Source organism: Pseudomonas sp. SA195, from assembly GCF_054131565.1.
In genome coordinates, this window is sequence record NZ_CP096392.1 from 2632502 (window position 1) to 2647607 (window position 15106).

At 62.7% G+C, this 15106-nt stretch carries 15 protein-coding genes; 2 read left to right on the forward strand and 13 right to left on the reverse strand.

The window, feature by feature from the left end; genetic code table 11:
• Window positions 1-34: 34 nt before the first annotated feature.
• The 10 genes from coxB to M1D78_RS12115 all read right to left on the reverse strand — a co-directional run bounded on the left by coxB (window position 35) and on the right by M1D78_RS12115 (window position 9958).
• A complete protein-coding gene (coxB, locus tag M1D78_RS12070) occupies window positions 35-1003 on the reverse strand; it encodes a cytochrome c oxidase subunit II (RefSeq protein ID WP_437422775.1) in 969 nt (322 codons plus the stop codon).
• Entirely contained in the window at window positions 1000-1863 is an 864-nt protein-coding gene (locus M1D78_RS12075; protein ID WP_437422774.1) for an SCO family protein, read from the reverse strand. Before M1D78_RS12075 ends, coxB begins: the two co-directional genes overlap by 4 nt.
• Window positions 1863-2300 carry a hypothetical protein gene (locus tag M1D78_RS12080; RefSeq protein ID WP_437422773.1) on the reverse strand — a complete coding sequence of 146 codons (438 nt, stop codon included), beginning with the start codon at window positions 2298-2300 and terminating at the stop codon, window positions 1863-1865. The genes M1D78_RS12075 and M1D78_RS12080 overlap by 1 nt, the downstream gene beginning before the upstream one ends.
• The gene (locus tag M1D78_RS12085; RefSeq protein WP_437422772.1) at window positions 2297-3355 is read right to left on the reverse strand and encodes a hypothetical protein; all 1059 of its coding nucleotides are present in this window, start codon (window positions 3353-3355) and stop codon (window positions 2297-2299) included. Before M1D78_RS12085 ends, M1D78_RS12080 begins: the two co-directional genes overlap by 4 nt.
• A complete protein-coding gene (locus M1D78_RS12090) occupies window positions 3352-3882 on the reverse strand; it encodes a c-type cytochrome (protein ID WP_437422771.1) in 531 nt (176 codons plus the stop codon). Before M1D78_RS12090 ends, M1D78_RS12085 begins: the two co-directional genes overlap by 4 nt.
• Window positions 3879-4406 carry a DUF3341 domain-containing protein gene (locus M1D78_RS12095; protein WP_437422770.1) on the reverse strand — a complete coding sequence of 176 codons (528 nt, stop codon included), beginning with the start codon at window positions 4404-4406 and terminating at the stop codon, window positions 3879-3881. The genes M1D78_RS12090 and M1D78_RS12095 overlap by 4 nt, the downstream gene beginning before the upstream one ends.
• Entirely contained in the window at window positions 4399-5754 is a 1356-nt protein-coding gene (gene nrfD, locus M1D78_RS12100; protein ID WP_437422769.1) for an NrfD/PsrC family molybdoenzyme membrane anchor subunit, read from the reverse strand. The genes M1D78_RS12095 and nrfD overlap by 8 nt, the downstream gene beginning before the upstream one ends.
• Window positions 5747-8698: a TAT-variant-translocated molybdopterin oxidoreductase gene (locus tag M1D78_RS12105; protein ID WP_437422768.1), complete on the reverse strand. Its 2952-nt coding sequence runs from the start codon at window positions 8696-8698 to the stop codon at window positions 5747-5749. The genes nrfD and M1D78_RS12105 overlap by 8 nt, the downstream gene beginning before the upstream one ends.
• A gap of 3 nt (window positions 8699-8701) precedes the next feature.
• Window positions 8702-9358 carry a cytochrome c3 family protein gene (locus tag M1D78_RS12110; RefSeq protein WP_437422767.1) on the reverse strand — a complete coding sequence of 219 codons (657 nt, stop codon included), beginning with the start codon at window positions 9356-9358 and terminating at the stop codon, window positions 8702-8704.
• Between the two features lie 288 nt (window positions 9359-9646).
• A complete protein-coding gene (locus M1D78_RS12115) occupies window positions 9647-9958 on the reverse strand; it encodes a con-10 family general stress protein (protein WP_437422766.1) in 312 nt (103 codons plus the stop codon).
• A gap of 413 nt (window positions 9959-10371) precedes the next feature.
• On the opposite strand from M1D78_RS12115, the gene M1D78_RS12120 reads away from it, so the two are divergent.
• Window positions 10372-10539 (forward strand): hypothetical protein, encoded by a 168-nt coding sequence (locus M1D78_RS12120; RefSeq protein ID WP_437422765.1) that lies wholly within the window; start codon window positions 10372-10374, stop codon window positions 10537-10539.
• A 13-nt stretch (window positions 10540-10552) separates the two neighbouring features.
• On the opposite strand, the gene M1D78_RS12125 is transcribed toward M1D78_RS12120, so the two are convergent.
• The 3 genes from M1D78_RS12125 to M1D78_RS12135 form a co-directional block, all read right to left on the reverse strand.
• Window positions 10553-11749: an MFS transporter gene (locus M1D78_RS12125; protein ID WP_437422764.1), complete on the reverse strand. Its 1197-nt coding sequence runs from the start codon at window positions 11747-11749 to the stop codon at window positions 10553-10555.
• Between the two features lie 135 nt (window positions 11750-11884).
• Entirely contained in the window at window positions 11885-12790 is a 906-nt protein-coding gene (gene yedA / locus M1D78_RS12130) for a drug/metabolite exporter YedA (RefSeq protein ID WP_437422763.1), read from the reverse strand.
• Window positions 12791-12901: 111 nt separating this feature from the next.
• Window positions 12902-14128: a M24 family metallopeptidase gene (locus M1D78_RS12135; RefSeq protein WP_437422762.1), complete on the reverse strand. Its 1227-nt coding sequence runs from the start codon at window positions 14126-14128 to the stop codon at window positions 12902-12904.
• Window positions 14129-14288: 160 nt separating this feature from the next.
• Between M1D78_RS12135 and M1D78_RS12140 the strand changes: the two genes are divergently transcribed.
• A complete protein-coding gene (locus M1D78_RS12140) occupies window positions 14289-14852 on the forward strand; it encodes a cupin domain-containing protein (RefSeq protein ID WP_437422761.1) in 564 nt (187 codons plus the stop codon).
• Window positions 14853-15106: the final 254 nt, after the last annotated feature.

The window sequence follows — 15106 nt, forward strand, 5'->3', positions numbered from 1 at the left end:
TTGCCGAGGCGAGCCAGGTGCGGGTGGTGTCGGTTCAAGGCGGGTCGGAGCCATCTTCCCCTCCTTCGCCGATATGCCCGAGGGACTTGATATAAGCCGTCAGGCGCAGCACTGCTTCTTCATCCAATACGTTGTCGAAGCTCGGCATGATCGGCTCGAAGCCGGCCACGATGTGCTTGTTGGGCAACAGGATGCTGTCGCGGATATAACCGTCGTCCGCCAGTACCGAGTCGCCGTTCTCCAGCGCGACCCGTCGGCCATAGAGGCCGTTCAGATTGGGTGCGTGGGCAACGTTGGCCTCGCCGTGACAACCGCTGCAACCGAACTGCCGGAACAGTGCGCCGCCCTGGTCGGCCAGGCTTTCGGACGTGCCGGCCTGCTCCAGCCATGCCGCGTATTCCTGCGCGGGCAGAATCACCAGGTCCGCGAGCATGCGCGAATGGTCGGTGCCGCAGTATTCGGCGCAGTACGCCTGGTAGCGCCCCGTCTTGGTGGCCTTGAACCAGAGCTGGGTGTAGCGCCCCGGCAGCAGGTCCTGCTTTACCCGTAGCGCCGGGAAGTAAAGGCTGTGAATGACGTCCTGAGAGATCATGTTGAGCTTGATTGGCTGATCAACCGGAACGTGCAGCGTATTGATCTCGCGCTGCCCGCCGGGATGCTGGAATTTCCACATCCATTGCTTGCCCACGACCTGGATTTCCATCGCATCCGCCGGAGGGGTCCGCACTTCGTAGTAAAGCCTGGCCGACACCAGGTAGATGGCCATCGCGCCAACGAAGGGCAACGCGATCCACGTCATCTCGACCTTCATGCTGCCGCGCGGGCGATGGTCGCGTGGCACCTTTGTGCCCTGGCGATAGCGAAACGCGAAAAGCACCAGCAGCACGAACACCGGCACCACGAAGAACATCATCATTCCGGTGAAGGCGAAGACCAGCCAGTCGACATTGCTCGCATAGCGCGAGGCCGTTTCGGGCCAGAAACGGATGAATGTCTCGTTCACGCGTCACCCTCCCGCTTGCGCCGCTCACGCCAAAGGGTGAAACCGATGAAGCCGCCCAGCGCCAGAGTGGTGCCGATGCCGCCGACCTGCAGCGCGCCGATTACCAGATTGTCGTAGCCGCCGGTACGCGGGTTGTAGTGGTAACAGAGCAGCAGCAGCTGGTCGCCCAGCGATCCGACCTTGCCCTCACCGGCGTCCGTCAGGGCCAAACGCATGTCGTCGGGTTGATAACCGAGGCCGTAGAGCCAGCGCACCAGCTTGCCGTCCGGGCTGAGCGTGGCGATGGCCGAAGCGTGGGCAAACTCACCGATCTCCGGATCCCAGCTGTAGGCGAAGCCTACCGCCTCGGCCAACGCACGTCCGGCGGCCGGATGAGCGGGGTTCGGCTCTGGTTGGGACGCCGGGGCGACCTCGCTGAGGAAATGGACATGAGGCGAATCCACCAGCTGCGGCCAGCGTTTTCGCAATTTGGCGCGCTCAGCCTCGGCATCAGCCGGGGTTTCGCGCGGGTCGATACTGAAAGCGATCACCTCATAGTCCTTGCCCAGCTCGAACGAAAGCGCCGAGAGGAGATTGAACAGGCTCGCCAGTTGCGCTCCGCACACATTCGGGCAGCGGTAGTAGACCGGCGCGAGAATCACCGGACGCTGGCCGAGCAGGTCCCCTAGCACGACGCGGTCGCCGCTCGCGTCGACGAAGCGCAGCCCGAGCGGGACCTGGGCACCGGGCTTTTGCTCAATGCCAGCCGCGGCAAAGGGGTCGAAAGGCGCCTCGGCCATGACGGGCGCAGCAGTGGACAGTGCCGCACACACCAACAACAGGGCAGCGATGAGGCGTACCGGGGCGAGCCTGCGTTGCATCACGGCGTTGCCCTCTCTCTAGCCTGCTGCTCCCGTGGCGGGACGGTTTCGCCTGCGTCAGGCTCCGCCTGTGAAGGCCACCCGTGCTGCGCCAGCAGCACGATGGCGCGATCGACTGGAATCCTTGCGAACCCGGCATCGCGATCGGCCCAGCCGTAGTGTTCGATCAACGCTCTCCCCGCCGCGGCGACGTGGTTACCACCGGCCCGCGGATCGCTTTCCAGCCGCGGTTCCGGCGGTTCCTCGGTTCGCCGCTCGAGTGCGGTAACCGGTTTGTCCGGCTGCAGGTCGTACCACCAAAGCAGGCCCGCCACGCCCAGGCCGGCCACCAGTAAGGTCGCGAAGATGCCGAAGCCAATCATCAGCAGCACCCTGACGTTGGCGTCGTGATGCTCGAAGCCGTCTTCTTTCGAAGCCGGATCAACCGGCACGCTCATCGAAACCTCCTCGGCAACAAGGCCAGCGCCAGCAGGCCGGCCCCCGCCACCCAGGCGGCGACCAACGCTAGCACCAGCGGTAGCAGCTGTAGCGCGTTCAAACCCGGCAGGCTCAACCAGGCACCCTCTATCAGCCCCATCACCAGCGTGGCCGCTGCAAGGGCGGTCAGAACGCGGCGCCGCTGCGAAAATGGCCAGAGCAACAGCATGAACACCAACGATTGGCCGGCGCCGAGCAGCCACGTCAGCCACAACCCGACGCCCTCGCCGCGATGCTGATACCAGCGGATTTCCTCTGGGAAATTGCCGTACCAGATCACCAGGTATTGCATGAAATGCAGATAGAGCCAGGCCAAGGCCGCGGCGGCCAACATTCCGCGCAGCACGCCCGGCCTGTCGCGGTTCGAACTATCACGGTCCGACCTATCGCGGCCCGACCTACCGTCACCCAGGCGGTCGCTGCCCAGCCCCAGCGCCAGCAGGCAACAGAACGCCACACCGCTAAGCATCAGCCGGCCGAACCAGACCAGGCCGAAGAGGCTGGATTTGAAATGCGGGTCGAGCGACATCGCCCAATCCACCGAGGCCAATGTTGTGCTCAGCACAAGGGCGATCAGGCCGAGGCCAGCCCCGGCAGGGTTTCGTACACTCAGCGGCAATACCCATCGGGCCAAGGCCCACCACAGCGCCAGGTAGACCGCGCCGCGCACCGCGAAGCTCGGCCAGGCAAGCCAGAAACCGCGAAAGCCGCCCTCCTCCTGCCCAACCCACTCATAGAGCACGCCAGCACCCGCCAGCACCGGCAGAGCGATGAGCGCCAGCATGGGCATGGCGCCCGCCGTGAATACCGACCACATCCATAATTGGTCCCGTGCATTGCCACTGACCATCGCCACGCTTAGGCCAAGACACAGGCCACCCAGCGGAATGCCGGCCATGCCCAGCAAGCTGGCCAGGCTTGCCGCCACCGTTTCCCGGCTGGCCAACAGCAGACACCCCAACCATACGAGCGCACCCAGCGCGGCGGCGACCGCTGCCAGTCTTCGCGCGCTCACGGCAGTTGCTCCAGTGTGTTGCGATCGATCTCGGGCAGGCTATCCAGCGGTGCTCGACGGCTGAACTGCAGCGCGCGGATATAACCGACGATGGCCCAACGATCAGCTGGCTGTACGCGCGCCGCGTAGCTGTACATCTGGCCGTAGCCGTGCGCGATCACATCCATGAAATGCCGGTCCGGTGCGTTCACCAGCCTGGGCACCGTCAAGTCCGGCGGCTGCGGAAAGCCGCGCGCGACCACAGTGCCTTGGCCGTCCCCGGCGAGCCCATGGCACGGCGAGCAGTAGATGTCGAAACGCTCGCGGCCGCGCTGCATGAGTTGCACGGTCAAGGCCGGGCGTTCGACCAGTACGGACGCTCGCGCCAGATCACCCCGCGCCACGGTTCCCGCAGGCGGGACCTGATTGACCTTTCCGTCTGGGAAAAAGATGCTGGCCTCTTGTGCATCTGCACGGGGCTGTTTGGCCATGTCGTCACAGCCGACCAGGCTGAGCAGCAGCGCCCAGAGCAGAAGGCAGCGAATCATGCGGGCACCTCGGTGACCGACACCGCGCGATCGGCCAGCCAGAGCGCCGTGCCGGTACGGTCGTACAGCGGGTCGTCGGCGCGAATGCACAGCAAGAAACGATCATCGGTGGCGCGCTCGAACGCGCGCGCATCATGCAGTGGGTGCCAGAGCAACGGCAGCCGGCATAGCCAGAGCAGGCCGAACACCGCAAATAGCGTGGCAAAGCCCACCATCAGCAAAAAAGTGACGACGCTGAAGCTCTGCAGTGCGATCAGTGGTCGCCCACCGACCTCCAACGGGTAGCTGAGGTTGGCATACACCTGCATGCCCAGCCCGATGGCGATACCGACCAATGCCCCGACGATGCCCAACAGGTACGCGCGGTTACTGCGGTGCTCCAGCATCTGCTCGATGCCTTCGACGGGGAACGGGCTGTAGGCTTCGATCCGCCGATAGCCCGCAGCACGGGCGGCGCGCGCGGCGTCGAGCATTGCCTCGGGACTGGTGAAGTCGGCCAACATGCCGTAGTGCCGTTCACTCATCGTCGCCTCCACGGTGGCGATGTAGCACTTCCTTGAGCTCGAACGTGGAGATCATCGGGAGGAACCGCATGAACAGCGAGAACGGCACAAGAAACAGGCCGAAGGTACCGATGAACAGTGCCCAGTCCCAGAACGAGGGGCTGTACTCATGCCAGCTGGAGACGAGGTAGTCCCGTGTCGGTGGCTGGATGATCAGCATGTAGCGCTCGCACCACATGCCGACCAGCACACCGAACGAAATCAACAGCATGGCCCGACCATTACGGCGCACCGCCGGCCACCAGAGCGCTTGCGTCACCACCAGATTCAGCACTATCGCGGTCCAGAAGCTCCAGGCGGTCGGCCCCGCGATTCGGTTCATGGTCACCAGGATCTCGTGCTCCTTTCCCGAATAGAACGCGATGAAAGGCTCGACGAAATAGCCGTAGCTGGTCATCCAGCTGGTGGCTAGAAGCAGCAGCCCGAGCATGTCCAGGTGGCTGTCGGTAATCAGCTCATGCCAACCGAAGAATCGCCTAAGCCCGAGCGCAATCACGATCACCATGGCGAAACCGGAAAACACCGCACCGGCGACGAAGTAAGGCGGGAATACGGTCGAGTGCCACCCCGTTTCCGGTGCAAGATCGAGCAGGAACGAGTAGCCACTGGACACCGAGAACACCAGCGGGACCGCCAGCAACGCAATGAACCGATAGGTGCGGCGCCAGTGGCTCCAATGCGAGGACGCACCACGCCAGCCGAGCGCAAGCAGCCCATAGAAGAATTGGTAGTGCCGCTTGGTCGCGCGGTCTCGTGCGGAGGCAAAGTCAGGAATTGAGCCTACGTAGAGAAACAGTACCGAGACAGCGAGATAGCCCAGCACGGCGAAGAAGTCCCAGGCCGTAGGGCTCTTGAACTGCGGCCACAGCTCCATGGTGTTGGGGTATGGCGCTGTCCAGTAGAACAGCCAGGGCCGCCCGAGATGCAGGATCGGATAAATGCCAGCGCACACCACCGCCATGAGCGTCATCAACTCGGCGAGGCGGTTGAGCGAGTTTCGCCATGGGCGGTTGAGCAGCAACAGCAAGGCAGAAATAAAGGTGCCTGCGTGGCCGATACCAAGCCACCACATGTAGTTGAGGATGGCGAACCCCCAGTTCACCGGAATGTTGTTGCCCCAGACGCCTACACCCCGCCAGAGCACAACAGCTGACGCGGCGACGAAAAGACCCAGCAACAGGCAGCTAACAGTGAATAGCATCCACCAAGCCCGCCGGTAACGATCGAATCCGGTCGGCACATCGAGCACCCGCTCGGATACCGCGCCCAGCGGCATCCCGGCCGGCAAGAAGTGCGGCCGCTCAGCCATCGCGCTCACCCCTGGCCGATTGCACCTGCAAGGGCTCTGCATCGCCGGGTAATGCCGCCGGCTCCTCAACCAGCCCCAGATAGGTCGTTTTCGGGCGTGTATTCAGCTCTTCGAGCAATGCGTAATGGCGCCGGGTATGGCGCTCGCGGTTAACCGCTGCCTGGGGATCTTCAAGGTTGCCGAACACGATCGCTTGCGTTGGGCAGGTCTGCTGGCAGGCCGTCTTGACCTCGCCATCCCGGATGTCACGGTCTTCGATACGGGCGGTGATTCGCGCTTCGCTGATGCGCTGCACGCAGTAGGTGCACTTTTCCATGACCCCGCGCGAACGCACCGTGACGTTGGGATTGCGCTGGTGCTGGATCGAGGGCGGATCATCTTCGGTGAGATCGAACCAGTTGAAGCGACGCACCTTGTACGGGCAGTACGACGAGCAGGTGCGCGTGCCAATGCAGCGGTTGTACACCTGCTCGTTCAGCCCATCCGGTCCATGAACCGTTGCATTCACGGGACACCCCACTTCGCACGGAGCCTGATCACAGTGCATGCAGGGCACTGGCTGAAACGCGGATGTCGGCTCTCTGGGATCGCCGCCGTAGTAATGGTCGACGCGCAACCAATGCATGCCGCGCCCCATCTCGACTTGCTCCTTGCCGACTACGGGGATGTTGTTCTCCGCCTGGCATGCGACCACACAGGCATTGCAGCCAATGCACTGGTCCAGATCGATGACCATGCCCCAGGCGGTATCGCCCCGCTTTGGTGGCGGATACAGCGTGACCGGCTCGGCTTTGGGGGCAACCTCTTCGAAGGCTGCTGCTCTTGGATGGCTGCGGATCAGCTCCTTGCCATGCAGCAGATGATGCGGCTGGGTTGATGCCAGGCGAGTGTGGCTTTCCAACCGGGTCAGCTTTGCACCATAACGCGACCAGGGCTCTGCCGCCTTGCGAAGCGGCGTCAAGTCATACCCCAGCCCGTCACCGACGCGCCCAGCCCGGTCGCGCCCGTAGCCACCAAACAGGCTCAGCGTGTTATCAGCCTGGCCCGGCATGATCCAGGCCGGGCCTTCGACCAGGTGTTGGCCAAGCGTGACATGCACGCGATCTCCGCTTGCAATGCCCTCCCGCTCGGCCAGTGTGGGCGAGAGGCCAATGACGTTATCCCAAGTGAGCTTGCTGATTGGCTTGGGCAGCTCCTGCAGCCAGCCGAGATTGGCGAAGCGGCCGTCCCACACGCTCGGGTCTGGCCTGAACAGCAGACTCAGCCCACCGCCAGCCGGCTCTTCGTCCCATTCTGGAAGGCGCGCCCTGGCTTCGACGGGCGCAAATGCGCTGCCCTGGATGAAGCCGAGCTCGAGGGCCTTGCGCCAGGCATCGTCATCGAGCGCTGACCAGGTCTGACGAACCAATGCGCGAGCATCCGGCGACAGCTCACCCATCATCAGCGCCACCACCTCAGCCAGTGTGCGGCTGCTATAGAACGGCCGCACCAGAGGCTGGATCAGGCAGACGCTTCCATCCGCCGCCCGGCTGTCATACCAACCGTCCAAGGCGTGCGTCAGCGGCAGGTGCCAATGGCTGTGTGCTGCCGTTTCGTCGTAATAGAGGCCGGCGTGAATGCGCAGCGGCACTCGGCTCATGGCGTCCGTGAACGCAAGGTCGCCGGGTGCGGTATGCGCCGGATTGCAGTCAAGCATCAGCAGCGTCTCGACGTCCCCGGCCTGCATGGCGGCGACCAGCTCGGTTAGGTCGGACAGACGCTCGCTGCCGACTTCAAGCCAGGTGACAGGCTCGCTGTAGCTCAGCGTCTTGCCGATATTGCCGAGCGTTTGGTTGATCCAGTGAACAGCCGCCTGAACATCCAGCGGCGCGTATTCGCCAGCAGTAACCAGGCACCGCCCCCGACGCGCTTGCAACTGCCCAGCGAGCTCGTCGACCCATTGTCTAATGTCGTCTGGCAGCGTTGGTGCCGCACCACCGCCCAGAGCCGCCACCAATCCCCGGACATAAGCATGCAGTTCAGCAGGTTCGACGCGCCGCCGGTTGGCTGCCTTGGCGCCGGTGACGGTAGACAAGGACTCAACGACGACCAGTCGCGCCTCGCCCTCACCGTCCGCGGCGCGACGTTTGCGAGCGCCCCAGGCCATTGCCTGCGAGAGCTCTCGCGGCCCCGAGCCAAGCCAGTCGTGCTCGAAGCTCACGACCCACTCCGCGCGATCGAAATGGTAGTGCGTTTCAAGCGCCCGGCCTGTAGCCCGCTCGGCGGCCATATAGGCGTCACCCTCCCAGGGCTCGAAACGATAGAGCTTCGCCTGCGGCCAGCGCTCGCGCATCACGGCGAATTGGCGATGTAGCGTCGGTGAACTATTGGCACCCAATAGCACATGCAGACCGCGCCCCTGAGCGGCATCGGCACGCGTCGCCTGCTCGATGGCCGTGCGCTGGAATGCGTTCCAGGTACTGCTATGCCCTTCATGTTTAGGCGCCTGCGAACGGTCAGGATCGTAGAGCTGAAGAATCGCCGCCTGGGTAAACGCCGTCGCAGCGCCCTGGCTGACGGGATGATCCGGGTTGCCCTCGAGCTTGGTTGGCCGGCCGACGTGCGTCCGGCCTAGCACTGGCTGCGCATAGCCGGCAAATGGCACCGCGCTGGCGAACCAACGGGCTTGCCCGGCAATGATGTGCTCGGGCTGCTTCACATAAGTCACGCCTTGCTCCGGTTCCTGCCCGCAACCGGCCAACCCGGCCAGCGCCATGGAGGCCCCCATGAGTTGCAGGAACCGCCGTCGGTCCATTTCTGGCGCGATGCCTGGAAATTCGGCTTCCACGAATGCGGCGAACTCCGGCTCGTCCGCCAATTGCTCGAGGCTGCGCCAGTAGCGTGGGCCGTGCTGGCTTTCGAGGCGCTGGCGGATGGCGGCGTAGTCGAGCGGCATACGATCCATGGGCTACCTATGACAGACGTAGCAGTGAGTCAGGTTCTGGGTATCGATGTGGTGCTCCTTGATCAGTTGCTCACCGACGGCGCGACGATTGAGCTTGGTGGTCCAGCCCATGGTGGTCACCGCATCACGCGGACGCAGCCGTGGCGCTGGGTCCTGATGGCAGTCGAGGCACCAACTCATCGAAAAGGACTCGGCGCGATACATAAGCGGCATGGTGTCCACCTGGCCATGGCAGGTTTCGCAACCCACCCCTGCGTTGACGTGGACGTTGTGACGGAAATAGACGTAATCCGGCAGCTCAGTAACGCGGTTCCAGCGCAGCGGTTTACCCTCAACCAGACTCTGGCGGACAGGTGCGAGCATGTCGGCGCCCGTCCAGATCTGCGAATGGCAGGTCATGCAGGTATCGGTCGGCGGCAGCCCGGCGACAGCGCTCGCCTCGACGCTGTCGTGGCAATAGCGGCAGTCGATCTTGAGCGCCCCGGCGTGGTGTTCATGGCTGAAGGGCACCGGTTGGCGCACCACCCAACCCTTGCCGCTGTTGTAATCCGAACGATCCAACACCATGAGCGTCACGAGCAGACAAGCCATCCCACCAAACAAGATGAGCAAGGCCAAGCGCAGCCACATGTCAGCCGAACGGGGGAAAATCTGAGCCATGCCCTTCGTCGTGTTTTTGTATCTGTCTGTTTCGGCCCCATTCGTCACGATGAGTTCAGCGAAACAAGCGAAACACCTCGTACGAATGCATTGTCTGGGCGAAATTAGTCATCCACAAAAGGCGAAATGCCAGAGGGCACCGTTATTAACAGGCATCAATGTAATCAAGGGCAATCGATTAATATTGGCAATTAATCAATGAACTATTTACACGCATAAAAAAGCGAGACCCGAATCATCAGGCCCCGCTTTATATATCGCAAGTGATTAGCTATATAGCATCACCTCTTACGAATTGCGGCCACCGCCGTGGCTATTCTCGCCACCCTTGCGACCGGCTTCCGATGCTTTTTCGCGATCGTTAGCGAAGTTCCCGCCACTGTTCTGGCCGCCTTTCTGGCCGGCTTCGGAAGCGCGCTGCGGATCATTGGCAAAGTTGCCACCGCTGTTCTGGCCGCCTTTTTGGCCTGCTTCGGATGCGCGTTGCGGATCGTTGGCAAAGTTGCCGCCGCTGTTGTGACCGCCCTTTTGTCCTGCTTCGGAGGCCTTCTCGCGGTCGTTTGCAAAGTTACCCGGATTTCCGCTCTTATCATTCGACATGAGATTACTCCAGTTACTTGATGGTACTTAAAAGATGCGACGCTTGGTGCAGCCGCCTCACTATGTCCGAAAGCAGATACCGCCCGAGAGTTCGAACTTTCCTTCAATCGGTCGATGAACGGATCATGGCCATTTTGATATCAAGACCGTTTATAGATAGTTGCATTTAAATAGCAACGAAACGCCAAGCACGGCGATGACGCCGCTTGCCGAAAAATCGCTTGTGAAAGAAACGCAGCGGTTGCGACTTAACCGAAACCGCGACGCCCATGACCGTTCATCCGGCGCCTGGATATGTCAACAGGCTGTAACGAGAGGCAGCCATTCTCGAACTCAGGAAAGCCACGACGGCTGGCGCAAGGACGCGGCTCCATCATGACGAACGTCACTCGACCGAGCACTGGAGGCCCCGCATGAGCAGCAAGACCCTGGAAAATCTGGTCCGCCAATCGGATAACAGCTTCAAAGCGCCATTGGAACTGTGGAAGCAGCGTGACCACCGGAGCTACCGGCCCAGCGCAGCGGCCCTTGCTCGTCGCGCCTCGCTGGATGCGGCTCTCTCGAACACGGTGCGCGCCTAGCGCACCGCCCGCTTCACGCGCCCTGCCCTTCGGTCTTGCGCTCCTGCCGCAGCAAGGCCCAGACGATCGACAACCCCACCACGGCCATCGCCCCGGCACCTAGGAAAATGCTCTGCATGCCAATGTAGGTCGCCAGCGCACCCATGATCGCACCTGATAAGCCAAGGGCCAGATCGAAGAACATCGCGAATACGCTCAGCCCGGAGCTGCGGTTCGCCACCCCGACGCGTGACACCACACCCACACCCAGCGCCGGGTAAAGCAGCGACAGCCCGCAACCGGTCAATGCCGAGCCCGCCAGTGCAAGGCTGGGCGCCTCGGCGAGCCAGAGCATGACGAGCCCGAAGATCTCGATCACCAGGCAGGCCACGGCCACTGTGTAGCCGCCTACTCGATTGATCAGGTTGGGGAACAGCAAGCGCGTGCCGATAAAGGCGAAGGCAAAGGCCGTCAGGCACCACGCGGCGCCGTCCCACCCTCGCATGTCGTAGTACAACGCGATAAAGGCAGTAAGCGTGCCGTAGCCGATCGTCGCCAGTGCCAGGCTGATGCCTGGCGGTGCGACCTTCCACAGAACCTTGCCGAACGGCAAGCGCGCGCCCGGGTTGAGCGGTGCGTCGCCGCGTCGCCAGGCCAGCGCCAGGCCAGTAGTCGCGAGCACCATGGTTGCCACGCCTAGGCTCCACAGCCCCAGAGACTGTTGCAGATAGACGCCCAGCGGCGCGCCAATGCCAACCCCGCCATACGCCGCGATGCCGTTCCAGGAAATCATCCGTGCCGTGCTCTGCGGTCCGAGGCGGGAGATACCCCAGCTGATCGCTGAAATACCGATCAGGCTCTGGGTAAAGCCCAGGATCAATCGGCTCGCTAGCAACACGCCGATGCTTGCCATGGGCCAGTCAGCCAGCTGCGCCGAAACCAGCAACAGCGCGCCGCTGACCAGTCCGGATGCCATGCCGATCAGCACGGTCTGCTTTGCGCCGCGCTCGTCCGCCAGGCGCCCGGCCAGGGGGCGACATAGCAGCGTGGTGAGATATTGCGCGCCGATGACGATACCGGCGATGGCTGTGCTGAAGCCCAGCGTTTCATGCACGTAGCCGGGTAGCGACGCCAGCGGAATACCAATGGATATGAAGGAAATGAAGTTGAACACGACCAGCGAAAGGATGAAAAAGGTGTCGTTGGCAGCAGGTTCTTTCGCAGCGGGCATGAGTGCGCCTGTCATTGAGGAAACGGGATGGTGGTCGCCAAGGCCGGTGGCGCGCTTAGGACTATGACCTACGAGCGAACCGGTAAATCCCTGCGCATGGCGAACTCATCATACAACTGACTTACAAGTCTGTGGTCACACCTGACGCGGCGCGACGTTCGGCGCGGGACGACGCCACTTGGGCAAGCCGATCAGCACGACGGCGCTGAGGATGACCATCATCGCTATCCATTCGACCGGGCCGATACGCTCACCGGCGAAGCTGATACCCAGCAGCACAGCCACTACTGGGTTGACGTAGGCATAGCTGGTCGCCGCGGCCGGCCGGACGTGCTTGAGCAGGTAGAGATAAGCACTGAACGCAACGATGGAGCCGAGCAGCGTCAGATAAGCCAGGGCCGCCCAGCCAGACGGCGTAGGCATCTGCTCGAGACGCTCGCCGCTCAGCGCGCTGCCGATCAGCAGCACCGCGCCACCGGCAAGCATCTGCGCCGCGCTGGCCATGGCGCCGCCGGGCAGATCGAGCTGGCGGCTCCACATCGAACCGAGCGCCCAGCTCGCGGCGGCCAGCAGCACTATCACGGCACCGGCCGGGCTCGCCTGCAGGTTATGACCGAGGTTGAGCAGCCCGATCCCCGTAAGGCCGAGCACGATGCCGCCCCACTCCAGCCCGGTTGTCTTCTGACCCCAGATCAAGCCGAACAGAAGCGCGAACAGCGGCACGGTGGCGATCGCCAGCGCAGCCACGGCCGAGGCCACACCGTAGTGTTCCGCAACTGTCACACCGCCATTCCCACAACTCAGCAGCAGCACACCGACAAGCGTGCAAGACCGCCATTGGCGCGCGCTCGGTACCGGCACACCGCGCCACCGCAACCAGGCGAACATTAGGCTACCGGCAATGACGAACCGCAGCCCAGCGAGCAGCATCGGCGGCCAGGACTCGACCCCGATGCGGATGACGAAATAGGTTGAGCCCCAGATGAGGTAGAGCGCAGCGAAGGCACCCACCAACAGCAACGGAAAAGGACGTGATGGCATGCGGGGCGCCCGGCGAGAGAGGGTTGGCCCTTCATTCTAGGCACTGGCCGCTGGCGCCGCTAAGCACAGTCGGCCATTCGTTTACCGGTGCAGTTAGGGCTATCGGAGCGATCAGCCCAGGCCGAACGGATCGTCAACGCTCGGACTCGGTTCAGTAAACCAGCGCGGGCCGCTCGCGCTCATGTAGAAGTGATCCTCCAGCCGGATGCCGAACTCGCCCGGCACGCAGATCATGGGTTCATTACTGAAGCACATGCCGACATCGAGCGGTGTGTAGTCCCCACGCACCAGATACGGCCCTTCATGAATGTCGAGGCCGATGCCGTGACCGGTCCGGTGAGGCAAGCCAGGCAGCGTGTAGCCCGGCCCAAGGCCGCAGGCTTCAAGCGAACTGCGCGCCGCTTCGTCCACCTGCTCGCACGGCACGCCCAACTGGGCCGCTGCAAACGCGGCAAGCTGCGCCTCCTGCTCGAAACCCCAGAGGGTTCGCTGACGCTCGCTGGGCTTGCCGAACACATAGCTGCGGGTGATATCCGACAGGTAGCTGTGCACCCGGCAACCGGTGTCGATGAGCACCATATCGCCCTGCTTCAGGCGTTGCGGGTAACTGACCCCATGCGGAAACGCACTGGCCTCGCCAAACAGCACGATGCAGAACACCGAACCCGTCGCGCCCACCGCTCGGTGCGCACGCTGGATGAAATCCGCAACCTCGACGGTACTGATGCCCTCGTGGAGGATGCTCGCGGCGGCCTTCTGGACTTCCAGCGTCATCAGCTTGGCCCGCTGCATCAGCGCGATCTCCTGCGGCGACTTACGCTGGCGGCAATAACCGCTGACCGCAGCGGCATCGACAAAGGCATAGCCCGGGTCGAGCTGGCGCAGGCCGTCGAACATGAAGAACGGAAGCGACGGGCAGATGCCGATCCTTGGTCGGGCATGGACGTTCGGCTTGATTCCCATGCTCGCCAGCCTGTCGAAGACCAGGCGGTACGGGCTTTCATGTTCTTGCCAACCGCGAACCGGGCCGTCTACGACCATGAAGTCGCGGATGGTGCCCTCCTCGAACGCCGGTGCGATGTATTCCAGCGCACCATCGGCGGGCAGCAACGCACCAACCAGGCGCTCGCTCGGGCTCCAGCGCACCCCGCTGAAATACTCGAGATTGCTCCCTGCGCCGATGAAAATGGCGTCGATGCCAAGTTCACACATGCGTGCCTGTGCGCGCTCGATCCGCGCCTGGTATTCGCTCAACCCAATCGGCTCGACGCCCTCGAGCATGTTCCGCAGCCGTGCGAGTGCTTGCTCGGGTGTACTGCCGCCAACGCCGATCGTCATGCCGTTCTCCTGGTAGCTGTAAGGAAGTGGCAAGATTTAAGTACAGCTTAAATTTTCACGCAAAGCTTTTTTAAGCATGACTTCATCCGCAGGCCTAACGGCTGGTCTAGTAGCGTTGCGCTGGCCGTATACTGGCCACACTCCAGCATGAGCGAATCCCATGACAGACAATCGCATCGGCGAGCGCTTGCGGCGCTACAGGCGTGCCGCCAACAAGACTTTGAACCAGGTGGCTAAAGAGGCGGGCCTCACCGCAAGCTTTCTCTCCCAGGCTGAGCGCAACCTGACCGGCGTGTCGATCTCGTCGCTGGCGAACATCGCTAAATCCCTTGGCGTCCCGTTGAACGCCTTGTTCGACCAACCCATGCAAGCCCAGCCCGATTCGCACCAGGGTGAGCGGGTCCGCTACACGATCGAAGGCCAGCCGCTTGCTTACGAACGCCTGTCTACGAGCTTTCCCGGCAACTTGCTGAACGCTGTAAAAGTCAGCATGCCGGTCGGCTACCAGTCGGAGCTGATCGCTCATGAGGGATCGGAATTCGCCTATGTGCTGAGCGGCCGCATCGTCTACACGGTTGACGGTCGCAGCTACCCCCTCGCCATCGGCGACTCGATTCATTTCGATGCAGGCAAACCGCACTATCTCGCGAACGTTGGTGACCAGCCTGCGGAAGTGCTGACCGTCACTACCATGGGTCTGTTCGACGATCTGGTTACTCGCTGATCAGACCTGGCACCCGCTTTGCTTCGACAAACACGTTGAGCTGCGTCTCGCAAATTCAGCCCTGCTTAATTTCGATTGACCCAGTTTTCAGCATGACTTAATTTCGGGGCAGGCTTGGCTGCGTACCTAAGGTGAAGCAGCCGCCACGGGACGATCAAGCGCCGCACGGGGAAACACCGTTGCGAGCGGCATGCAGTGACGCCCTGGGGTCCACAAGACCAACCCTCGATGAACATAAAAAAGAATGAGGTTTG